Origin of the sequence: Pseudomonas sp. RIT-PI-r, from assembly GCF_001297015.1 — a bacterium.
GTDB lineage: Bacteria > Pseudomonadota > Gammaproteobacteria > Pseudomonadales > Pseudomonadaceae > Aquipseudomonas.
Window position 1 is genome coordinate 54,546 of the sequence record NZ_LIGE01000012.1, and the last position, 21,267, is coordinate 75,812.

The 21,267-nt window shown below is 59.9% G+C and carries 20 protein-coding genes; 7 read left to right on the plus strand and 13 right to left on the minus strand.

Annotation, left to right across the window (positions count from 1 at the left end):
* Positions 1 to 18: 18 nt before the first annotated feature.
* Both pta and AK821_RS02540 read left to right on the plus strand, forming a co-directional pair.
* The gene (gene pta, locus AK821_RS02535) at positions 19 to 2,118 is read left to right on the plus strand and encodes a phosphate acetyltransferase (RefSeq protein WP_064387991.1); all 2,100 of its coding nucleotides are present in this window, start codon (positions 19 to 21) and stop codon (positions 2,116 to 2,118) included.
* Positions 2,119 to 3,021, plus strand: a complete 903-nt coding sequence (locus tag AK821_RS02540) for an acyltransferase (protein WP_064387992.1) — start codon at positions 2,119 to 2,121, stop codon at positions 3,019 to 3,021.
* A 285-nt stretch (positions 3,022 to 3,306) separates the two neighbouring features.
* On the opposite strand, the gene cysN is transcribed toward AK821_RS02540, so the two are convergent.
* The 3 genes from cysN to AK821_RS02555 all read right to left on the minus strand — a co-directional run bounded on the left by cysN (position 3,307) and on the right by AK821_RS02555 (position 7,139).
* Positions 3,307 to 5,205 (minus strand): sulfate adenylyltransferase subunit CysN, encoded by a 1,899-nt coding sequence (cysN, locus tag AK821_RS02545; protein ID WP_064387993.1) that lies wholly within the window; start codon positions 5,203 to 5,205, stop codon positions 3,307 to 3,309.
* Between the two features lie 9 nt (positions 5,206 to 5,214).
* Positions 5,215 to 6,132: a sulfate adenylyltransferase subunit CysD gene (cysD, locus tag AK821_RS02550; RefSeq protein WP_007912374.1), complete on the minus strand. Its 918-nt coding sequence runs from the start codon at positions 6,130 to 6,132 to the stop codon at positions 5,215 to 5,217.
* A 248-nt stretch (positions 6,133 to 6,380) separates the two neighbouring features.
* A complete protein-coding gene (locus AK821_RS02555; protein WP_038357546.1) occupies positions 6,381 to 7,139 on the minus strand; it encodes a Nif3-like dinuclear metal center hexameric protein in 759 nt (252 codons plus the stop codon).
* Between the two features lie 103 nt (positions 7,140 to 7,242).
* On the opposite strand from AK821_RS02555, the gene algW reads away from it, so the two are divergent.
* From algW to AK821_RS02570, 3 genes are all read left to right on the plus strand, one after another.
* A complete protein-coding gene (algW, locus tag AK821_RS02560; protein WP_064387994.1) occupies positions 7,243 to 8,400 on the plus strand; it encodes a Do family serine endopeptidase AlgW in 1,158 nt (385 codons plus the stop codon).
* Between the two features lie 88 nt (positions 8,401 to 8,488).
* Positions 8,489 to 10,594, plus strand: a complete 2,106-nt coding sequence (locus AK821_RS02565; protein ID WP_064387995.1) for a TonB-dependent siderophore receptor — start codon at positions 8,489 to 8,491, stop codon at positions 10,592 to 10,594.
* A gap of 12 nt (positions 10,595 to 10,606) precedes the next feature.
* Positions 10,607 to 11,326: a DUF4198 domain-containing protein gene (locus tag AK821_RS02570; RefSeq protein WP_064387996.1), complete on the plus strand. Its 720-nt coding sequence runs from the start codon at positions 10,607 to 10,609 to the stop codon at positions 11,324 to 11,326.
* Between the two features lie 207 nt (positions 11,327 to 11,533).
* On the opposite strand, the gene hisC is transcribed toward AK821_RS02570, so the two are convergent.
* From hisC to AK821_RS02620, 10 genes are all read right to left on the minus strand, one after another.
* On the minus strand, positions 11,534 to 12,586 hold the full coding sequence (hisC, locus tag AK821_RS02575; protein WP_064387997.1) for a histidinol-phosphate transaminase: 1,053 nt from the start codon (positions 12,584 to 12,586) through the stop codon (positions 11,534 to 11,536).
* Between the two features lie 3 nt (positions 12,587 to 12,589).
* A complete protein-coding gene (gene hisD / locus AK821_RS02580) occupies positions 12,590 to 13,927 on the minus strand; it encodes a histidinol dehydrogenase (protein ID WP_064387998.1) in 1,338 nt (445 codons plus the stop codon).
* Between the two features lie 125 nt (positions 13,928 to 14,052).
* Positions 14,053 to 14,688 (minus strand): ATP phosphoribosyltransferase, encoded by a 636-nt coding sequence (gene hisG, locus AK821_RS02585; RefSeq protein WP_007912384.1) that lies wholly within the window; start codon positions 14,686 to 14,688, stop codon positions 14,053 to 14,055.
* 124 nt (positions 14,689 to 14,812) lie between these two features.
* Positions 14,813 to 16,078 carry a UDP-N-acetylglucosamine 1-carboxyvinyltransferase gene (gene murA, locus AK821_RS02590; protein ID WP_007912385.1) on the minus strand — a complete coding sequence of 422 codons (1,266 nt, stop codon included), beginning with the start codon at positions 16,076 to 16,078 and terminating at the stop codon, positions 14,813 to 14,815.
* Positions 16,079 to 16,100: 22 nt separating this feature from the next.
* The gene (locus tag AK821_RS02595) at positions 16,101 to 16,340 is read right to left on the minus strand and encodes a BolA family protein (protein WP_008085051.1); all 240 of its coding nucleotides are present in this window, start codon (positions 16,338 to 16,340) and stop codon (positions 16,101 to 16,103) included.
* A 115-nt stretch (positions 16,341 to 16,455) separates the two neighbouring features.
* The gene (locus AK821_RS02600; protein ID WP_064387999.1) at positions 16,456 to 16,761 is read right to left on the minus strand and encodes an STAS domain-containing protein; all 306 of its coding nucleotides are present in this window, start codon (positions 16,759 to 16,761) and stop codon (positions 16,456 to 16,458) included.
* Positions 16,758 to 17,405, minus strand: coding sequence for an MlaC/ttg2D family ABC transporter substrate-binding protein (locus tag AK821_RS02605; protein WP_064388000.1), 648 nt, complete (start codon positions 17,403 to 17,405; stop codon positions 16,758 to 16,760). The genes AK821_RS02600 and AK821_RS02605 overlap by 4 nt, the downstream gene beginning before the upstream one ends.
* Before the next feature lie 11 nt (positions 17,406 to 17,416).
* Positions 17,417 to 17,884: an outer membrane lipid asymmetry maintenance protein MlaD gene (mlaD, locus tag AK821_RS02610; RefSeq protein ID WP_053117111.1), complete on the minus strand. Its 468-nt coding sequence runs from the start codon at positions 17,882 to 17,884 to the stop codon at positions 17,417 to 17,419.
* A complete protein-coding gene (gene mlaE / locus AK821_RS02615) occupies positions 17,884 to 18,681 on the minus strand; it encodes a lipid asymmetry maintenance ABC transporter permease subunit MlaE (RefSeq protein WP_064119368.1) in 798 nt (265 codons plus the stop codon). Before mlaE ends, mlaD begins: the two co-directional genes overlap by 1 nt.
* On the minus strand, positions 18,681 to 19,490 hold the full coding sequence (locus AK821_RS02620; RefSeq protein WP_064388001.1) for an ATP-binding cassette domain-containing protein: 810 nt from the start codon (positions 19,488 to 19,490) through the stop codon (positions 18,681 to 18,683). The genes mlaE and AK821_RS02620 overlap by 1 nt, the downstream gene beginning before the upstream one ends.
* A gap of 275 nt (positions 19,491 to 19,765) precedes the next feature.
* Between AK821_RS02620 and AK821_RS02625 the strand changes: the two genes are divergently transcribed.
* Positions 19,766 to 20,740 (plus strand): KpsF/GutQ family sugar-phosphate isomerase, encoded by a 975-nt coding sequence (locus AK821_RS02625; protein ID WP_064388002.1) that lies wholly within the window; start codon positions 19,766 to 19,768, stop codon positions 20,738 to 20,740.
* Positions 20,741 to 21,265 carry a KdsC family phosphatase gene (locus AK821_RS02630; RefSeq protein WP_064388003.1) on the plus strand — a complete coding sequence of 175 codons (525 nt, stop codon included), beginning with the start codon at positions 20,741 to 20,743 and terminating at the stop codon, positions 21,263 to 21,265.
* Positions 21,266 to 21,267: the final 2 nt, after the last annotated feature.

Sequence of the window (21,267 nt, forward strand, 5' to 3'; positions counted from 1 at the left end):
CAACTTTAGAGAATTCGCATGCAAACTTTTTTTATCGCCCCCACCGATTTTGGCGTGGGTCTGACCTCCATCAGCCTCGGGCTGGTGCGCACGCTTGAGCGCGCAGGCCTCAAAGTCGGCTTCTTCAAGCCGATTGCCCAGCCGCATCCGGGTGACACCGGCCCTGAGCGTTCCACCGAACTGGTAGCGCGCACTCACGGCCTGAAACCGCCGCAACCGCTGGGCCTGGCCCACGTCGAGCGGATGCTTGGCGACGGTCAGCTCGATGAACTGCTTGAAGAAATCATCACCCTCTATCAGCAAGCGGCCATCGGCAAAGACGTGCTGGTCGTCGAAGGCATGGTGCCGACCCGCAGCGCCAGCTACGCCGCACGGGTCAACTTGCACCTGGCCAAGAGCCTCGACGCCGAGGTGATTCTGGTCTCGGCGCCGGAAAACGAAGTGCTCGCCGAACTGTCCGGCCGGGTCGAATTGCAGGCGCAACTGTTCGGTGGGCCGAAAGACCCGAAAGTCCTCGGCGTGATCCTCAACAAGGTCAAAACCGACGAGAGCATGGACGCCTTCGCCACGCGTCTGAAAGAGCATTCGCCGTTGCTGCGCAGCGGTGATTTCCGCTTGCTCGGTTGCATCCCGTTCCAACCCGAACTCAACGCACCACGCACCCGCGACGTCGCCGACCTGATGGGCGCGCAAGTGCTCAATGCCGGCGACTACGAAGCCCGGCGGATGACCAAAATCATCATTTGCGCACGGACCATGCGCAACACCGTCGAGCTGCTCAAGCCCGGCGTGCTGGTGGTGACGCCAGGGGACCGCGACGACATCATCCTCGCCGTCAGCCTCGCGGCGATCAACGGCGTGCCGCTGGCCGGCCTGCTGCTGACCAGCGACACGCTGCCGGATCCGCGCATCATGGATCTGTGCCGTGGCGCGTTGCAGGCCGGTTTGCCGGTGTTGTCGGTGAGCACTGGCTCTTACGACACGGCCAACCTGCTCAACGGTTTGAACAAGGAAATCCCCATTGATGACCGCGAGCGTGCGGAGATCATCACCGATTTCGTCGCCAGCCATCTCGACGCCAAATGGCTGCATCAGCGCTGCGGCACGCCACGGGAAATGCGCCTGTCGCCGGCGGTGTTCCGTTATCAATTGATCCAGCGCGCGCAAGCGGCGAACAAGCGCATCGTCCTGCCTGAAGGCAGCGAGCCGTTCACTGTGCAAGCGGCGGCGATCTGTCAGGAACGCGGGATTGCCCGTTGCGTGTTGTTGGCCAAACCTGCAGATGTCGAAGCCGTCGCCCGCGCCCAAGGCATCGTCTTGCCGCCTGGGCTGGAGATTCTTGATCCCGATCTGATCCGCGAGCGCTACGTCGAGCCGATGGTGGCCCTGCGCAAAACCAAAAGCCTTAATGCGCCGATGGCCGAGCAGCAACTGGAAGACACCGTGGTGATCGGCACCATGATGCTCGCCCTGGATGAAGTCGACGGGCTGGTCTCGGGCGTGATCAACACCACCGCCAACACCATCCGCCCGGCGCTGCAACTGATCAAGACCGCACCGGGCTGCACGTTGGTGTCGTCGGTGTTCTTTATGCTGTTTCCGGAGGAAGTGCTGGTCTACGGCGACTGCGTGATGAACCCGCACCCGAGCGCGACCGAACTGGCCGAGATCGCTCTGCAGAGTGCCGACTCGGCAGCGGCATTCGGCATCACCCCGCGCGTGGCGATGATCAGTTACTCCAGCGGCGAATCGGCGACCGGCGAAGAAGTCGAAAAAGTCCGCGAAGCCACCCTGCTCGCCCACGAACAGCAACACTCGCTGCTGATCGACGGTCCGCTGCAATACGACGCGGCAGCCAACGCAGAAGTCGCCCGGCAATTGGCGCCGAACAGTCAGGTCGCCGGTCGCGCTACGGTGTTCGTCTTCCCCGATCTGAACACCGGCAACACCACCCACAAAGCGGTGCAACGCAGCGCCGATTGCGTCAGCCTCGGGCCGATGCTGCAAGGCCTGCGCAAACCAGTGAATGACTTGCCGCGCGGCGCGCAAGTCGATGACATCGTCTACACCATCGCCCTCACCGCGATTCAAGCCGCCAACCGACCTATGGATGTGTAAATGCTGGATTTTCTACCTGCACCCGTGCGCGGCGTGATCGCCTCGCTGCTGTTGGCAGTCAACACGATTCTGCTGTGCTCGTTTCTGTTCTGCGTGGCGCTGGTCAAGGCGTTGCCGTTCGCCTTGACTCAACGCATCGCCGGTTGGCTAATGAGCCACACCCACGAAGCGTGGATCAGCAACAACAAGGGCTGGATGAACCTGGTGCGGCGTACACGCTGGCACGTCAGCGGTCTGCAAGGCCTCGACTATCAGCACTCGTATCTGATCACCAGCAACCACCAGAGCTGGGTCGATATTCTGGTGCTGCAATACGTGCTCAACCGCCGGATTCAGCCGCTGAAATTCTTCCTCAAGCAGGAGCTGATCTGGGTGCCGGTTATCGGTCTGGCGTGGTGGGCACTGGGCTTTCCGTTCATGAAGCGCTACTCCAAGGCGTACCTGGCCAAGCACCCGGAGAAGAAAGGCAAAGACCTCGAAACCACGCGCAAGACGTGTGCGAAGTTTCGCAATAACCCGGTGGGGATTTTCAACTTCGTCGAGGGCACGCGCTTTACCGAAGGCAAACATGCGCAGCAGCAGTCGCCGTTCAAATACCTGCTCAAGCCCAAGGCTGGCGGCATTGCCTTTGTGCTGGATGCAATGGGCGAACAGCTGGAATCGATCGTCAACGTGACCATTCACTATCCGGCCGGGCGTCCGGGGTTCTGGGACTTGCTGTGCGGTAATGTGCGAGATGTTGTGGTGCACTTTGAAGAGCTGAAGATTCCGCAGCAATTCATTGGCAAGAACTACGATCAGGACGGCGAATATCGTTTGCAGTTTCAGGGATGGATCAATCAGCTGTGGCTGGACAAGGATGCGCTGCTGGAACAGATGCACCGCGAATATCCTTCCGTATGATCGTTCCCACGCTCCGCGTGGGAATGCCTCACTGGACGCTCTGCGTCCGCTTTAGAGGGGACGCGGAGCGTCCCGGGCTGCGTTCCCACGCAGAGCGTGGGAACGATCACGAAAAGATCGCAGCCTTCGGCAGCTCCTGCATTGGATCGACGTACATCCTCTAGGAGCTGCCGAAGGCTGCGATCTTTTGACATTCTCAAAGCGACAAAAAAGCCCGCCGATGACTACTCATCGGCGGGCTTTTTCTTGCAGCTTGAAACTCGAAGCTTGCCGCTGCTTTATTGCTTAGATCGCGCCACGCTGACGCAGCAGATCCAGCACTTGCTTGACGCTTTCTTCCAGACTCAGTGTCTGCGTGTCGATCACCAGATCGGCATTCAGCGGCACGTCGTACGGGAAGGATTCGCCCGGGATGTTGTCGCCAGCGGCGGCATACAGACCTTGCGGATCACGCTCGGCGCACACGGCCGGCGAGGCCTGCACGTAGACCGTCAGCAGACGATCCTTGCCGATCAGATCCTTGGCTTGCTCGCGGCCTTCAGCACTCGGCGCAACGAACGCGGCCAGAGTCAGCAGACCGGCTTCGTTGAACTGACGCGCCACGTGCGCGGCACGACGCCAGTTCTCGGTACGCCCGGCGCGATCCTGTGGCAGACCTTTGTTGAGGTCGTGACGCAGGTTCTGACCATCCAGTACAAACACCGCACGCCCCATATCGAACAGCTTGCGCTCGACCGCATAAGCCAGCGTGCTCTTGCCCGCGCCCGACAGGCCGCTGAACAGCACGGTCGCCGGTTGCTGACCAAAGCGCTGAGCACGTTCTTCCGTCGCCACGTGCGCCAGTTTGCCGTGGTGCGTGGCAGTGCCATGGGTCACCGGCTGGGCGACGATCATGCCGGCGCCAACGGTGCCATTGGTCAAACGGTCGATGATGATGAACGCGCCGGTGGTGCGGTTGCTTTCGTAACCGTCGAGGGCGATCGGCGCGTCGAGCGCGATCTTCACCTTGCCGATTTCGTTGAGCTGCAACGCGCTCGCCGGGCCTTCTTCCAACGTGTTGACGTCGACCTTGTTGACGATGCTGGCAATCGAGCCCGGCACGTAACTGGTGGCGCGTTTGATGTCGTATTTCTTGCCCGGCAGCATCGGCTCTTCAGCCATCCACACCAGCATCGCTTCGAAGCTGTCGGTGACCGGCGGCACGTTGTCGGCATGCACCAACAGGTCGCCACGGGAGATGTCGATTTCGTCTTCCATGGTCAGCGTCACCGCCTGACCTGGACCGGCGTGTTCCAGTTCACCTTCGAAGGTGACGATGGATTTCACGCGGCTGCTCTTGCCCGACGGCAGCACCACGACTTCGTCGCCCTTCTTGACGATGCCGCTGGCCAGCGTGCCGGCGAAACCACGAAAGTTCAGGTTCGGACGGTTGACGTACTGCACCGGGAAACGCAGATCGGTGAAGTTGCGATCGCCCGCGACTTCCACGGTCTCGAGAATTTCCATCAGCGACTGGCCTTTGTACCAAGGCGAGCGCTCGGACTTGTTCACCACGTTGTCGCCTTTGAGGGCTGACATCGGCACGAAGTGCATGCTGGTCGGCTTCATCTTCAAGCCTTCGGCAAACTTCAGGTAGTCGGCCTTGATCGACTCGAACACGCCTTCATCGAAGCCCTTCAAGTCCATCTTGTTGATGGCAACAACGATGTGTTTGATACCCAACAGGGAGGCGATGAAGCTGTGGCGACGGGTCTGGGTCTGCACGCCGTAACGCGCGTCGACCAGAATGATCGCCAGGTCACAGGTTGATGCACCGGTGGCCATGTTGCGGGTGTACTGCTCATGGCCGGGGGTGTCGGCGATGATGAATTTGCGTTTGGCGGTGGAGAAATAGCGATAGGCGACATCGATGGTGATGCCCTGCTCGCGCTCGGCCTGCAGGCCGTCGACCAGCAACGCCAGGTCGATGTCGTCACCGGTGGTGCCGACTTTCTTCGAGTCACGGGTGATCGCTTCGAGGTGATCTTCGTAGATCATCTTCGAGTCGTGCAGCAGGCGCCCGATCAGGGTGCTCTTGCCGTCATCGACGTTACCGCAAGTCAAAAAGCGCAGCAGCTCTTTACGTTCGTGCTGGCCCAGGTAGGCGAGGATGTCCTCGCTGATCAAATCAGATACGTGCGACATGACAGCCCCTTAGAAATAGCCTTGACGTTTTTTGTCTTCCATTGAGCCTGCGCCATCGTGGTCGATGACTCGGCCCTGGCGCTCGGAAGTTCGCGTCAGGAGCATTTCTTGAATGATGTCCGTGAGGCTTTCGGCCTCGGACTCCACGGCACCCGTCAACGGGTAGCAGCCAAGGGTACGGAAACGCACTTTCTTTTTGACGATGCGCGCTTTGTCTTCATCGGACAGGTGTTCGAGGATGCGCTCGTCGTCGATCATGATCAGCGTGCCGTTCTTCTCGATCACTTCGCGTTCGGCGGCGAAGTACAGCGGCACAATCGGGATGCCTTCGAGGTAGATGTACTGCCAGATGTCCAGTTCGGTCCAGTTCGACAGCGGGAACACACGAATGGATTCGCCCTTGTTGACCTTGCCGTTGTAGACGTTCCAAAGCTCCGGGCGCTGGTTTTTCGGGTCCCAGCGGTGCTTGCTGTCGCGGAACGAGTACACGCGTTCTTTGGCGCGGGATTTCTCTTCATCGCGACGGGCACCGCCGAAGGCTGCGTCGAAACCATGCTTGTCGAGCGCCTGCTTCAGGCCCTCGGTTTTCATGATGTCGGTGTGCTTGGCGCTGCCGTGGGTGAACGGGTTGATGTTCTGCGCCACGCCATCGGGGTTGATGTGGGTGATCAGGTCCAGGCCCAGTTCTTCGACCATCTTGTCGCGGAACTTGTACATCTCCTGGAATTTCCAGCGGGTGTCGACGTGCATCACCGGAAACGGCAGTTTGCCCGGGAAGAACGCCTTGCGTGCCAGGTGCAGCATCACGGCGGAGTCTTTACCGATGGAGTACAGCATCACCGGGTTATCGAACTCGGCGGCCACCTCGCGGATGATGTGGATGCTTTCCGCCTCCAGCTGTTTCAGATGCGTCAGTTTGTCGACCATGGCTACTCACGAAAGCTTTCTTATGAACGGCCAGCGGGCCGTGTTCGAGCGAGGAATCCTAGCACAGCGACCTCTTCTAATCAGGACGCCAACTAGATCGAAAGGGTATATGAATATGCCTGCCAGTTCGGCCGTCCACCCCTGTAGGAGTGAGCCTGCTCGCGATAGCGGTGTGTCAGTCACCGCTATCTTGAATGTGACAAAGCTATCGCGAGCAGGCTCACTCCTACAGGGGAAATGCGGTGGATTCAGATCGGGTTGGGGCAGTCGATGAAGATGTGTTCGACGGCGAAGCGTTTTGCCAGGTAATCGCCCAGCGCCTGCACGCCGTAGCGTTCGGTGGCGTGGTGGCCGGCGGCGATGAAACTGATGTCGTTCTCGCGCGCGCTGTGGAAAGTCTGCTCGGACGCTTCACCGCTCAAATACAGATCGACGCCTGCGGCGACGGCTTGATCGATGTAGCCTTGGCCGCCGCCAGTGCACCAGCCGACTCGACGGATCATCGGATTGCCTTCAATCAGCAGCGGCTCGCGCCCCATGACTTCCTGCACCTTGCGGGCGAAATCGCGGGCGGTCATCGGTTCCTTGAGCGAACCGACAAGGCCGACGATTTTCAGGTTATCCGGATCCAGTGGTCCTTCGACGGTGATGTCCAGTTGGCGAGCAAGCTGCACGTTATTGCCGACATCTGGATGCAAATCCAGCGGCAGGTGGTACGCGAGCAGACTGATGTCGTGCTTGAGCAGGGTCTTCAGTCGACGCTGCTTCATGCCGGTGATGCACGGGTTTTCGCCCTTCCAGAAATAACCGTGATGCACCAGCACCAGATCGGCCTCGGCCTCGACGGCTGCATCGAGCAACGCCTGGCTGGCGGTGACGCCGCTGACAATGCGCATCACCTGCGGACGGCCTTCGACCTGCAATCCATTCGGGCAATAATCGGCAATTTTCGCACTGCCAAGGTAACGGTCGGCTTCTTCGACGAGGGTGCTGAGGGCAACGGCCATGAAAGACTCCTAAATATCCCGTTCAGAGGCACGCGCGGCCTCGTATAATGCGCGACATTATGGGCGGTCTGACCCCGCCTGCAACTCTTCCAGGACGTGCTTAATGTTCAAGGCGCTGCGTTTTATGGGCTGGCCGCTGTTGGCCGGCGTGCTTATCGCTCTGTTGATTATTCAGCGTTACCCGCAGTGGGTCGGGCTGCCGAGCCTCGACGTCAACCTGCAACAGGCCCCGCAAACCACCAGCGTGCAGCAGGGCCCGGTGTCCTATGCCGATGCGGTGACCATCGCGGCGCCCTCGGTGGTCAACCTGTACACCACCAAAGTCATCAACAAACCGGCGCATCCGTTGTTTGAGGATCCGCAGTTCCGCCGTTTCTTCGGGGACAACTCGCCGAAGCAGAAACGCATGGAATCGAGCCTCGGCTCCGGCGTGATCATGAGCCCGGAAGGCTACATCCTCACCAACAACCACGTGACCAGCGGCGCTGATCAGATTGTCGTGGCCCTGAAAGACGGTCGCGAGACCCTTGCCCGCGTCATCGGCAGCGATCCGGAAACTGACCTTGCGGTTCTGAAGATCGACCTGAAAACCCTGCCGGCGATCACCGTCGGCCGCTCCGACAACATTCGCATCGGCGACGTCGCGCTGGCCATCGGCAACCCGTTCGGCGTCGGCCAGACGGTGACCATGGGTATCATCAGCGCCACCGGCCGCAACCAACTGGGCCTGAATAACTACGAAGACTTCATCCAGACCGACGCGGCGATCAACCCAGGCAACTCCGGCGGCGCGCTGGTCGATGCCAACGGCAACCTTACTGGCATCAACACGGCGATCTTCTCCAAGTCCGGCGGTTCGCAGGGCATTGGCTTTGCGATCCCGGTGAAACTGGCGATGGAAGTGATGAAGTCGATCATCGAGCACGGTCAGGTGATTCGCGGCTGGCTGGGCATTGAAGTGCAGCCGCTGACGCAAGAGCTGGCCGAGTCGTTTGGTCTGTCCGGACGTCCGGGGATTGTCGTTGCGGGGATCTTCCGTGATGGCCCGGCGCAGAAAGCTGGCCTGCAATTGGGTGATGTGATTCTGAGCATTGATGGCGAGCCGGCCGGCGATGGTCGTCGTTCGATGAACCAGGTGGCGCGCATCAAACCGACGGACAAAGTGACCATTCAGGTGATGCGCAACGGCAAAGAGCTGAAGCTCACGGCTGAAATCGGCCTGCGTCCGCCACCGGCGCCGGTGAAAGAAAAAGAAGAGTAAAACTTTTCTCGCGCCAGATGCGCGAATAAAAGACATTCTCAAAAGGCATGTTATATTGTTTCAATTCTAAGAATTGGAACAACATAACATGTCGTCTCGAACAAAGGCCTCCCTGCTCGGTATGAGCCTTGGCTTGCTGGTCGATCCAGCCTTCGCCGAAGAATCAAAACCCCTCGAACTCGACGCCATCAGCGTCATCTCCGACTACGAATCGCCGACTGGCCCGGTCAAAGGCTATCGCGCTACGCGCTCGTCCAGCGCGACCAAAACCGACACGGCGATCCGCGATATCCCGCAGGCAATCAGCGTGGTGCCCGCCAGCGTGCTCAAGGATCTGGGCAGCACCAGCGTCGAACGCGCGCTGGATTTTGCCGGCGGTGTATCGAAGCAGAACAACTTCGGCGGCCTGACCCTTTACGAATACAGCGTGCGCGGCTTCACCACCTCGGAGTTCTACAAGGACGGTTTCAGCGCCAACCGGGGTTATCCGAGCACGCCGGATGCAGCCAATATCGAGCGCATCGAAGTGCTTAAAGGCCCCGCCGCCAGTCTGTACGGCCGCGGCGATCCCGGCGGCACAGTGAACATCGTCACCAAGAAACCGCAGCCCGAAGCCTTCACCACGTTGCAAACCAGCGCCGGCAGTTGGGACCGCTATCGCACCGCGCTGGACGTCAACACGCCGCTGGATGATCACGGCAATGTGCTCTCGCGCATCAACCTCGCGGTCGAAGACAACAACAGCTTCCGCGACCACGTCGACAGCCAGCGCGTATTCGTTGCGCCTTCGATCAGTTGGCAACTGAACCCGGACACCTCGTTGCTGGTGGAAAGCGAAATCGTCCGCCACAGCTCGACCTTCGATCGCGGCATCGTCGCACCGAACAACAAATGGAGCGGCGTCTCGCGCTCGACCTTCCTCGGCGAACCCAACGACGGCAACATCGATAACCACAACAATCTGCTGCAGGCCACGCTCGAACATCACCTCAATGACAGCTGGAAACTGCGCCTGGCCAGTCACTACAAGGAAGGCAAACTCTGGGGCGACGCCTCTGAATCCCGTCCGTTGAACGCCGATGGCCACACCGTCAACCGCCGCTATCGCGAGCGTGATACCAACTGGCATGACAGCATCACCCAACTGGAGCTGCGCGGTCTGTTCGACCTCGGTCCGTGGCAGCACGAACTGCTGATCGGCACCGAGTACGAAAACTTCCGCAAGAACGAACGTGTCACCACCATTGCCGGCGGCCCCTACGCCATCGACATCTACAAACCGATCTACGGCCAGCCAAAACCCAACGGCGCCCGCTCGGGCACGGATACGTTCGAACACGTCGAAAGCCATGCGCTGAACCTGCAGGATCAGATCGTCTTCACCGACAAACTGCGCGGGATGATCGGCGCACGCTTCGAGCATTTCGATCAGCACATCGACGATCACAGCCGCAACGCCACGAGCAACCAGCGTCACGCTGCCCTCACCCAGCGCGCCGGCCTGCTCTACCAACTGACGCCGAACACCGGCCTGTTCGCCAACGCCTCGACCTCGTTCAAACCGAACAACGGCCTCGACGCCTCCGGCAAATCCTTCGACCCAGAAGAAGGCGTCGGCTACGAAGTCGGGATCAAGAACGAACTGTTCGACGAGCGCCTGAGCAGCACCCTCGCCTTCTTCCACATCGACAAGGAAAACGTCCTCGCCCTCGACCCTGGCACCGACACCAGCCGCGCGATGGGCAAGGCGCGCAGTCGCGGTTTCGATTGGCAAGTCACCGGGCAAGTCACCGAAGCCGTGCGGATCATCGGCGCCTTTGCCTGGATCGACGCCGAAGTGACCCAAGGCGACGCGGTAATTCCCACCGGCAGCCGCATCCTCGGCGTGGCCAAGCGCAGCGGCAGCCTGCTCGGGGTTTATGAGTTTCAGGATGGGCATTTGCGCGGCTCGGATGTCGGCGCCGCGTTCACATATGTCGGCGACCGCTCGGGTGAATCCGGCAGCGACTTCCAATTGCCGGCCTATCACACCGTCGACCTGCTGGCGCATTACAAGGCCAGCGATAACGTCACGGTCGGTCTGAACCTGAACAACCTCTTCGACGAAAAGTATTACGAGCGCTCCTACAGCAACTACTGGGTCAATCCCGGCGAGCCGCGCAATTTCACCGTCAGCCTGACACTCAACCTGTAAAAGGACGTCACCATGCAATACGGCAAAACCTTTGTGCTGATCGCTGCGCTGTTCGCAGGCGAAGTCTCGGCCCATGGCCTGTGGACAGAACAACGGCGCGGCAACATCGAAGTGGTCTACGGCCATGGCGCTGAAGACAACGCGTTCAAGGCACAGAAAATCAGCGGCGCGTGGGCTTATGACGCGGGCGGCAAGATGATTCCGGTCAGCGTCGAGCGTCTGGCGGATCACGCGCGTTTGAAACCTTTGAAGGCGCCTGCGGTGATGGCCGTGGCGCTGAATAACGGCATGTGGTCGCAAACCACCGACAAAAAGTGGGTCAACGAAGGTCGCAGCAAAGTGCCGGGCGCTGTCGAGGCAACCGAGACGTTTAAATACAGTCTGGCGATTTATCAGCCGGGGGCGAAGTTACCCAAGCTTGATCAGATCAAGTTGCTGATTCTGCCGGAGGTTGATCCGCTGACGGTTGGGCCGGGCAAGTCATTGCCGGTGCGGGTGTTGCTCGATGGCAAACCGGCGGCCGGGGTGAAGTTGATTGGCGACTATCGCAGTGCGCCGAACACGTTGAGCACCGAGACTGACAAGGACGGCCGCGCCCAAGTGTTGGTGAGGAATGAAGGGTTGAATGTGATTGCGGCGCAGGTTGAGGTGCCAGTGAAAGGCAGCGCTGATGTGGATAGTCGTGGGTTGTTCAGTTCGCTGACATTCCTTGGCGAACCGCATCACGAATAAGTGGTGTACTCGAGATATTTGTTGAATCCGAAAATTACCCCCTCACCCCAACCCTCTCCCCCAGGGGGGCGAGGGGGAAAGGGGGCAGATTTGTTTGCTCTTCAAACCAGAGTTCGACTCGATATCTCAAGTCGGTGTATCTATAAAGTGCGCCTCGGTCAGTCCCCTCTCCCTCTGGGAGAGGGCTAGGGTGAGGGGCTCTTGCCTTTAGAGGTCGCCAAGCCCATCGATCAGCGCCTGATTCTGCTCCGGCGTGCCAATCGAAATCCGCAAAAACTGCGCAATCCGCTCCTGCTTGAAGTGCCGCACGATCACGCCCTGCTCACGCAGCTTGGCCGCCAGCCCTGCGGCGTCGTGTTGCGGATGCCGGGCGAAAATGAAGTTCGCCGCCGACGGCAGCACTTCAAAACCCTTGGCCTGCAACTGCGCGATCACCCACTCACGGCTCTCGATCACCAGTCGGCACGTATTGGCGAAATACTCGCGATCCTCGAAGGCCGCTGCCGCACCAACAATCGCCAGACGATCCAGCGGATACGAGTTGAAGCTGTTCTTGATCCGCTCCAGCGCCTCGATCAGATCCGGATGCCCGACCGCCAGACCAACGCGCAAGCCAGCCAGCGAGCGCGATTTGGAAAGGGTCTGCGTTACCAGCAGGTTCGGATAACGGTCCACCAGACTGATCGCCGTCTCGCCGCCGAAGTCGATGTAAGCTTCATCCACCACAACCACCGAATCAGGGCTGGCCTTGAGGATTTGCTCGACCGCTTCCAGCGCCAGCAGGCAACCAGTCGGTGCGTTCGGGTTGGGAAAAATGATCCCGCCGTTCGGCTTGGCGTAGTCGGCCGGGTCGATCTGGAACTGCGCGTCCAGCGGCACCGCGTCGAACTCGATGCCGTACAGACCGCAGTAAACCGGATAGAAGCTGTAGCTGATGTCCGGGAACAACAGCGGCTGATCGTGTTGCAGCAAACCGTGGAAAATGTGCGCGAGCACTTCGTCCGAACCGTTGCCGAGGAACACTTGATTGCTCTGCACGCCGTAGTAGTTGGCGACCGCAGTTTTCAGCAGATCGCTGTTCGGGTCCGGGTACAGGCGCAGGTTGTCATTCAGTTCGACCTGCATCGCCGCCAAGGCTTTTGGCGACGGGCCGTACGGGTTTTCGTTGGTGTTGAGCTTGACCAGTTTGGTCAGCTTCGGCTGTTCGCCCGGCACGTACGGCACCAGATCTTTAACGAACGGGCTCCAGAATTTGCTCATCGCTCAGTTCCCCTGCCCTTTTAGAAAGTCTGCGTCTTTGATGCGGTACTCGGCGCTGCGCGCGTGGGCGCTCAGCGATTCGCCACGGGCCAGTACCGATGCCGTTTTACCCAGCTCGGAAGCACCTGCCTCGGAGCAAAAGATGATCGACGAACGTTTCTGGAAGTCATACACGCCCAGCGGCGACGAAAACCGCGCAGTGCCGGAAGTCGGCAATACGTGGTTCGGGCCTGCGCAGTAATCGCCCAGCGCTTCCGATGTGTGACGGCCCATGAAGATCGCGCCGGCGTGGCGGATCTGCGGCAGCCAGGCCTGTGGGTCGGCAACCGACAATTCCAAGTGCTCCGGAGCGATGCGGTTGGCGACTTCGATGGCTTGCGCCATGTCCTTCACGTGAATCAGTGCACCACGGCCATTGATCGAAGTTTCGATGATGGTCGCGCGATCCATGGTCGGCAGCAGTTTGTCGATGCTGGCGGCAACCTTGTCGAGGAACTCGGCGTCCGGACTGACCAGAATCGCCTGCGCATCTTCGTCGTGCTCGGCTTGCGAGAACAGGTCCATGGCGATCCAGTCTGGATCGGTCTGGCCGTCGCACACCACGAGGATTTCCGAAGGGCCGGCGATCATGTCGATGCCGACCTGACCGAACACGTGGCGCTTGGCGGTGGCGACATAGATGTTGCCCGGGCCAACGACCTTGTCGACTTTCGGCACGCTTTCGGTGCCGTAGGCCAACGCAGCGACGGCTTGCGCACCGCCGATGGTGAAGACGCGGTCAACGCCAGCGATGCAAGCGGCCGCCAGCACCAGTTCGTTGATTTCACCGCGCGGGGTCGGCACGACCATGACCACTTCGGTCACACCGGCGACCTTGGCCGGAATTGCGTTCATCAACACCGACGACGGGTACGACGCCTTGCCACCCGGCACGTACAGACCGGCGCGATCCAGTGGCGTGACCTTCTGGCCGAGCACGGTGCCGTCAGCCTCGGTGTAGCTCCACGAATCCTGCTTCTGTTTTTCGTGGTAGCTGCGCACGCGGGCGGCGGCTTTTTCCAGTGCTTCGCGCTGTGGCACGGTGATGCGCGTCAGGGCCAGCTCGAGACGTTCACGCGGCAGGATCAGGTCAGCCATCGAGGCCACTTCGAGGCCGTCGAATTTCTGGGTGAACTCGACCAGCGCTGCGTCACCACGCTCGCGCACAGCTTTGATGATGTCCAGCACCCGCTGATTGACCGAATCGTCAGACACACTTTCCCAGCTCAGCAGATGATCCAGATGATGCGCGAAATCCGGGTCAGCAGCGTTGAGTCGGCGAATTGCAGTCGTTGCGGTCATAGCGAGAGCCTCATAGGAATGGCAAAAAACTCAGGCGCCCGAAACTATCATTCGATCCGCTTAGGCACCTGAGAATTCTGGCTATGAGGCGGATAGACGGCGCGACCTGGGGTCGCGCAGGTAAATCAGCCGCGGTGTCGCGATTCCACTGCGTTGCGCAGGGTATCGATCAACGCCTGGATTCGGGCATGTTGCATTTTCATCGAAGCCTTGTTGACCACCAGGCGCGAGCTGATCGTGGCGATCAGTTCCTGAGGTTCCAGGCCGTTGGCGCGCAAGGTGTTGCCGGTGTCGACCACGTCGATGATCTTGTCAGCCAGACCGATCAGTGGCGCCAGCTCCATCGAGCCGTACAGCTTGATGATGTCGACCTGACGGCCTTGCTCGGCGTAGTAGCGCTTGGCAACGTTGACGAACTTGGTCGCTACGCGCAGACGGCCCTTGGGCTCCGGCGCGCCGATCTTGCCGGCGGTCATCAGTTTGCACTGGGCAATCTGCAGATCCAGTGGTTCGTAAAGACCCTGGCCGGTGTATTCCATCAGCACGTCTTTACCGGCAACGCCCAAATCGGCCGCGCCATGCTCGACATAAGTCGGCACATCGGTAGCGCGCACGATCAGCAGACGAACGTCGTCCTGGGTCGTGGGGATGATCAGCTTGCGGCTCTTGTCCGGATTCTCGGTCGGCACGATGCCCGCTTCGGCGAGAAGCGGCAGGGTGTCGTCAAGGATGCGGCCCTTGGACAGTGCGATGGTCAACATGGGAAACGTCAGTCCTTATCAAGGTACTCATGTCCGGTCGCAATCGGCGCCGGACACACATCGAGCCGGAAACCGGCTCGACTCTTAAACTCAGTGGACACGTCCCTGTGTCCCAATCCAGCAATCAGCCCGGAACGCGACGGATCTTGGCGCCCAGCATCTGCAGTTTTTCTTCGATGCACTCGTAACCACGGTCGATGTGGTAGATGCGGTCGATCAGCGTGTCGCCTTCAGCAACCAGTGCCGAGATCACCAGGCTGGCCGAAGCACGCAGGTCGGTGGCCATCACTGGCGCGCCCTTGAGGACTTCAGTACCGGTGACGATGGCCGTGTTGCCTTCGACCTGGATCTTGGCGCCCATGCGGTGCAGTTCGTACACGTGCATGAAACGGTTTTCGAAGATCGTCTCGATCACCGCACCAGTGCCTTCGGCAATGGCGTTGAGCGAAATGAACTGCGCTTGCATGTCAGTCGGGAATGCAGGATACGGCGCAGTGCGCACGTTGACTGCTTTCGGACGCTTGCCGTGCATGTTCAGCTCGATCCAGTCCTCACCGCAGGTGATTTCTGCGCCGGCTTCACGGAGTTTTTCCAGAACGGCTTCAAGGATGGTCGGATCGGTGTCCTTGACCTTGACGCGACCACCGGTCACGGCAGCAGCCACCAGGTAGGTGCCGGTTTCGATACGGTCAGGCATGACCTTGTAGAAAGCCGAACCCAGACGCTCGACGCCATCGATGGTGATGGTGTCGGTGCCAGCGCCGGAAACCTTGGCGCCCATGGCGTTGAGGAAGTTCGCCAGGTCAACCACTTCAGGCTCGCGGGCGGCGTTCTGCAGCACGCTGCGGCCTTTGGCCAGAGCCGCAGCCATCATGATGTTCTCGGTACCGGTCACACTGACGGTATCGAAGAAGAAGTGCGCACCGCGCAGGCCGCCTTCAGGCGCCTTGGCCTTGATGTAGCCGCCTTCGACGTCGATCACCGCGCCCATGGCTTCAAGACCACGGATGTGCAGGTCGACCGGACGCGAACCGATGGCGCAACCGCCAGGCAGTGCCACTTCGGCTTCACCGAAACGGGCAACCATCGGGCCCAGTACCAGGATCGACGCACGCATGGTTTTCACCAGTTCGTACGGGGCGATCAGGGTCTTGATGGTGCGCGGGTCGATTTCGACGCTGAGTTTCTCGTCGATCACCGGCTCAATGCCCATACGACCGAACAGCTCGATCATGGTGGTGATGTCGTGCAGGTGCGGCAAGTTGCCAACGGTCACCGGGCCATCGCACAGCAGGGTGGCGGCCAGGATCGGCAGGGCGGAGTTTTTTGCGCCGGAAATGCGGATTTCGCCATCAAGACGAGCGCCACCGGTAATAATCAATTTATCCATAAGAATCTCGACGCCCTTAGGCTCAGGTGCGCTCGGCCCAGGCCGCGCTGCTGAAAAATTTCATAGTGACCGCGTGGATGCTGCCATCGGTGATCCACGGGTTCAAATGGGCATAGACCTGCTGCTGGCGCTTCACCGGGCTCAACGCCGCCAGTTCATCGCTAATCACGTTCAGCTGGAAATTGCAGCCTTCGCCCTCAACTTCTACCAACGTTCCGGGCAGCTTTCCTTCAAGGAAGCTCTTCACTTCTACGGCCTGCATGCTCAACCTCAATCGGCGCCCTGTGCGCACGGGTCGGACATCATACAAAAAAGCCCCGCGCCTGCGAACCCCGCATGGCAGGACTCTGACGGGGGGCTTCTTTATAGATGCGGGTTCAGGGGTGCGCCAACAGCTCGGTCAGTTCACTGACCTGGGCGATTTCGCGCATGTCTTCGGGCATCGCGCGGATGCTCACGGCCTTGCCGGCTGCCTGGGCATCACGCATGAAGCACAGCAGCAACGACAAGCCGACGCTGCTGGATTTCTTCACCGCCGAGCAATCGATGACCAGCGATGAGGCCTTGCTGGACTTGATCAGCGCCTGGCCTTCCTTGCGCAAGTCAGGGCCGGTGCGGTAATCCAGCACTCCACTGAGCAGAAGCTCATCGACATCACTCATACGAACGGCGGCCTCACTCATTGTGCTGGGTTCTTTTCGGTAGATTCCTTGGCCTTCGCCACTTCACCGGCCCAACCATTGATGGTCTTGTCCAGATCGTTGCCATTGCGCTGCATCGCGTCGGCGAACTGGTCACGGAACAGCTTGCCGATGTTGATGCCGTTGATGATCACGTTGCGCAGCTTCCACTCGCCGTTGATCTTCTCCAGCGTGTACTGCACAGGGTAGATCGCGCCGTTGCTGCCCTTGACGGTCATGTTGACGCTGGTGCGATCGCCCGACTCGTCCTTCGCCGGATCTACGGTGATGCCCTGGTTGTTGTACTCGAGCAAGGCGTTGCCGTAGAACTGGAACAGTCCTTTCTTGAAGTTTTCCTGGAAGGTCTGCATCTGCGCAGGGGTGGCCTTGCGCGAGTATTTGACCGTCATGATGCTTTTGGAAATGCCTTCGGCATCCACCACCGGCCCGACGATGCTGTTGAGCGCGGCGTAGAAATCAGTCGGATCCTGCTTGTATTTCTCTTTGTTGGCAGCCAGGTCGGTCAGCAACCGGTTGGTTGTGTCCTGCACCAGATCGTGTGCCGAAGTCGCAGCCGCCACGGCGTTACCCATCAACGGCAAGGCTGCCAACAGCACCAACAGGCTGCGTCGCAAGATAGAGATCATTCAAAAGCTCCTCATTTGGCGTCTTTGCTAACGGTATTGAGCAGGAATTTACCGATCAGGTCTTCCAGTACCAGAGACGACTGCGTGTCGTGGATGGTTCCGCCATCCGTCAGCGGTTTGTCTTCACCGCCAACGCTGATACCGATGTACTTCTCGCCCAGCAGACCCGCGGTCAGGATAGACGCTGTGGAATCGGTCGGCAGGTTGTCGACCTTTTTATCCACTTGCAGGGTGACCCGACCGGTGAAGCTGTCGCGATCCAGATCGATCGCCGTGACCTTGCCAATGGTCACACCGGCCATGGTCACTTTGGCTCTGACCGTCAAACCGGCGATATTGTCGAAGTAGGCATACAATTTATAGGTGTCGGTGGTCGACGTCGGAGACAGGCCACTGACCCGCAACGCAAGCAGCAACAAAGCCAGGATCCCTGCCAGCAGGAACAGGCCGACACCGATTTCCAGGGTGCGGTTTTGCATCAGAAATCTCCAAACATCAAAGCGGTCAGAATAAAGTCCAGGCCGAGTACTGCCAGCGAGGCGAACACCACGGTCTTGGTAGTGGCACGACTGATCCCCTCGGAAGTGGGCTCACAGTCATAGCCTTGAAATACGGCGATCCAGGTCACGACAAAGGCGAAAACGATACTTTTGATGACACCGTTGAGCACATCACTGGTGAAGTTCACGCTGTTCTGCATGTTCGCCCAGTAGGAACCTTCATACACGCCCAGCCAGTCGACAGCCACCCACGAACCGCCCCAGATGCCCACCACGCTGAAAATCATCGCCAGCACCGGCAGGGAAATGAAGCCCGCCCAAAGCCGCGGCGCAATGATGTACTTGAGCGGGTCGACACCGATCATTTCCAGACTGGAAAGCTGCTCGGTGGATTTCATGTTGCCGATTTCTGCGGTCAATGCCGAGCCGGCACGTCCGGCAAACAACAGCGCGGTCACCACCGGGCCGAGCTCACGCAGCAGGGTCAAGGCAACCATCTGCCCCACCGCCTGCTCCGAACCGTAGCTGGAGAGAATGCTGAACCCCTGCAGCGCCAGGACCATGCCGATGAAAATGCCGGAAACGACGATGATCACCAGCGACATGACGCCGACCGAATGCAACTGTTTGACCAGCAGACCGAAGCCGCCGCTGATCCCGCCACGACCGAGCAGTGCGTGGAACAGGAACAGCGTCGCGCGACCGAACACCGCGACGGCGTCGATCGCCGACTCGCCGAACCGGCGTACGCGTTCTATCAATGAAATTCTGCGCATCAGCGCTTCCCCAGAAGATCTGCGCGGTAATCCGTCGCTGGAAAATGGTACGGCACCGGGCCATCGGGATCGCCGCTCATGAACTGACGGATACGCGGCTCGTCCGAGTTCATCAATTCATCCGGCGTGCCCTGCCCCAGTACCTGACCATCACCCACTACATAGATGTAGTCGGCAATGCTCGCGGTTTCGGCCAGATCGTGGGAAACCACGATACTGGTGATCCCCAGCGCATCATTGAGCAGACGGATGAGGCGCACCAGCACGCCCATGGCGATCGGGTCCTGGCCGACGAACGGTTCGTCGTACATGAGAATCTGCGGGTCGAGCGCAATCGCCCGGGCCAGCGCGACGCGACGCTTCATGCCGCCGGACAGCTCGTCGGGCATCAGCTCGATAGCGCCACGCAGACCGACCGCCTGCAATTTGAGCAGGACGATGTCGCGGATCATTTCTTCCGGCAATTCGGTATGAACGCGCAGGGGAAAAGCGACGTTCTCGAAAACATCGAGGTCGGTGAACAGCGCGCCGCTCTGGAACAGCACGCCCATATGCTTGCGCGCATCGAACAGATCGCTGCGCGACAGCTTCGGCAGGTTCTGGCCGTTGACCCAGACTTCGCCGCTGGTTGGGCGCAACTGTGCGCCCATCAACCGCAGCAGCGTGGTCTTGCCACACCCGGAAGGTCCCATGATGCCGGTGACCTTGCCGCGCGGGATGCGAATATCGACGTTATTGAAAATGCTCCGCGCACCGCGCTTGAAGGAGACTCCCTTCAGCTCGACCGCGTAGGCGTTATCGGCACTCATCTAAACTCCTTGCGATGCAGCCTCTCACTCGGACGCCTGGCTTTCCTGAGAAAGCACATACCCTCCGGGCAGGCCGAACTGGCGGCGAACTATATCACTGCAAAGGCCAAGCGCCCAAGGTCTGTGCCGGCCTGTGTTCGGCGATCTGACAGGGTTGGAGCGGCTTTTTCAGGGTTTTGGTAACGAGGAATGACAAAGCACGACGAACTTGCGTGAGGCTTTGCAACATAACCGCTATAATCGCCGCCTTTTCATCGGGCTATACGATTTCTGACATGAGCCAATCCAGCGACCTGATTCAATCGGCACAACGCACCATTCGCCTCGAAGTGGAAGCCGTACAAGGCTTGTTGCCCCATATCGACGCCGATTTCGTACGCGCTTGCGAGATGATTCTGGCCAGCAAGGGCCGTGTGGTCGTAGTCGGCATGGGGAAATCCGGGCATGTCGGCAACAAGATTGCCGCGACGCTTGCCAGCACTGGCACTCCGGCTTTTTTCGTACATCCAGCCGAAGCCAGTCACGGCGACATGGGCATGATTACCCGCGACGACGTGATTCTGGCCCTGTCGAACTCAGGCTCGACCAACGAAATCGTCACCCTGCTGCCGCTGATCAAACGACTGGGCATCCAGCTGATCAGCGTCACCGGCAACCCGCAATCGCCGCTGGCCAAGGCTGCCGAAGTCAACCTCAACGTTCACGTCGAGCATGAAGCCTGCCCGCTGAACCTGGCACCGACCTCATCGACGACAGCGGCACTGGTGATGGGTGATGCGCTCGCCGTAGCGTTGCTCGAAGCGCGCGGTTTCACTGCCGAAGATTTCGCCTTTTCTCATCCGGGTGGCGCACTGGGCCGTCGCCTGCTGCTGAAAGTGGAGAACGTCATGCACGCCGGCCAGGAGCTGCCGCAAGTACAACGCGGTACGCTGCTCAAGGACGCACTGATGGAAATGACCCGTAAAGGTCTGGGCATGACCGCCATTCTCGAAGCCGATGGCAAGCTCGCCGGGATCTTCACCGACGGCGATTTGCGCCGCACGCTGGATCGCAGCATCGACATCCGCAGCGCCACCATCGACCAGGTGATGACCGCGCACGGCAAGACCGCCCGGCCCGAGATGCTCGCCGCCGAGGCCCTGAAAATCATGGAAGACCATCGAATCAACGCATTGGTAGTCGTCGACGAAGAAGATCGCCCGATTGGCGCCTTCAACCTCTCCGATCTGCTGCGCGCAGGAGTCATGTAAATGAGCACCGATCTGCTGCAACGCGGCAAAGCGATCAAACTGGCGGTTTTCGACGTTGACGGCGTCCTCACCGACGGGCGCCTGTACTTCCTTGAAGACGGCAGCGAATTCAAAACCTTCAACACCCTCGACGGCCAAGGCATCAAAATGTTGATGAACGCCGGCGTGGAGACCGCCATCATCAGCGGTCGCAAGACTCCGGTGGTCGAACGGCGCGCAAAAAATCTCGGCATCCCGCACCTGTTTCAGGGGCGTGAAGACAAATTGGTGGTTCTCGACGGTCTTCTCGAGCAACTGGGCCTAAGCTATGAACAGGTCGCCTACCTCGGTGACGACCTGCCCGACCTGCCGGTGATCCGCCGCGTAGGCTTGGGCATGGCTGTTGCCAACGCTGCCGATTTCGTCCGCGAACACGCCCACGGCGTTACTTGCGCCCGTGGTGGCGAAGGTGCTGCACGCGAATTCTGTGAATTGATCCTGCGCGCCCAGGGCCGCCTCGATGCGGCCAACGCCGCGTACCTGTGAGC

Excerpts from the sequence above, each read along its gene's own strand:
- pta (WP_064387991.1), top strand. The coding sequence starts at position 19 with ATGCAAACTTTTTTTATCGCCCCCACCGATTTTGGCGTGGGTCTGACC.
- AK821_RS02540 (WP_064387992.1), top strand. The coding sequence starts at position 2,119 with ATGCTGGATTTTCTACCTGCACCCGTGCGCGGCGTGATCGCCTCGCTG.
- cysN (WP_064387993.1), bottom strand. The coding sequence starts at position 5,205 with ATGTCGCACGTATCTGATTTGATCAGCGAGGACATCCTCGCCTACCTG.
- cysD (WP_007912374.1), bottom strand. The coding sequence starts at position 6,132 with ATGGTCGACAAACTGACGCATCTGAAACAGCTGGAGGCGGAAAGCATC.
- AK821_RS02555 (WP_038357546.1), bottom strand. The coding sequence starts at position 7,139 with ATGGCCGTTGCCCTCAGCACCCTCGTCGAAGAAGCCGACCGTTACCTT.
- algW (WP_064387994.1), top strand. The coding sequence starts at position 7,243 with ATGTTCAAGGCGCTGCGTTTTATGGGCTGGCCGCTGTTGGCCGGCGTG.
- AK821_RS02565 (WP_064387995.1), top strand. The coding sequence starts at position 8,489 with ATGTCGTCTCGAACAAAGGCCTCCCTGCTCGGTATGAGCCTTGGCTTG.
- AK821_RS02570 (WP_064387996.1), top strand. The coding sequence starts at position 10,607 with ATGCAATACGGCAAAACCTTTGTGCTGATCGCTGCGCTGTTCGCAGGC.
- hisC (WP_064387997.1), bottom strand. The coding sequence starts at position 12,586 with ATGAGCAAATTCTGGAGCCCGTTCGTTAAAGATCTGGTGCCGTACGTG.
- hisD (WP_064387998.1), bottom strand. The coding sequence starts at position 13,927 with ATGACCGCAACGACTGCAATTCGCCGACTCAACGCTGCTGACCCGGAT.
- hisG (WP_007912384.1), bottom strand. The coding sequence starts at position 14,688 with ATGTTGACCATCGCACTGTCCAAGGGCCGCATCCTTGACGACACCCTG.
- murA (WP_007912385.1), bottom strand. The coding sequence starts at position 16,078 with ATGGATAAATTGATTATTACCGGTGGCGCTCGTCTTGATGGCGAAATC.
- AK821_RS02595 (WP_008085051.1), bottom strand. The coding sequence starts at position 16,340 with ATGCAGGCCGTAGAAGTGAAGAGCTTCCTTGAAGGAAAGCTGCCCGGA.
- AK821_RS02600 (WP_064387999.1), bottom strand. The coding sequence starts at position 16,761 with ATGAGTGAGGCCGCCGTTCGTATGAGTGATGTCGATGAGCTTCTGCTC.
- AK821_RS02605 (WP_064388000.1), bottom strand. The coding sequence starts at position 17,405 with ATGATCTCTATCTTGCGACGCAGCCTGTTGGTGCTGTTGGCAGCCTTG.
- mlaD (WP_053117111.1), bottom strand. The coding sequence starts at position 17,884 with ATGCAAAACCGCACCCTGGAAATCGGTGTCGGCCTGTTCCTGCTGGCA.
- mlaE (WP_064119368.1), bottom strand. The coding sequence starts at position 18,681 with ATGCGCAGAATTTCATTGATAGAACGCGTACGCCGGTTCGGCGAGTCG.
- AK821_RS02620 (WP_064388001.1), bottom strand. The coding sequence starts at position 19,490 with ATGAGTGCCGATAACGCCTACGCGGTCGAGCTGAAGGGAGTCTCCTTC.
- AK821_RS02625 (WP_064388002.1), top strand. The coding sequence starts at position 19,766 with ATGAGCCAATCCAGCGACCTGATTCAATCGGCACAACGCACCATTCGC.
- AK821_RS02630 (WP_064388003.1), top strand. The coding sequence starts at position 20,741 with ATGAGCACCGATCTGCTGCAACGCGGCAAAGCGATCAAACTGGCGGTT.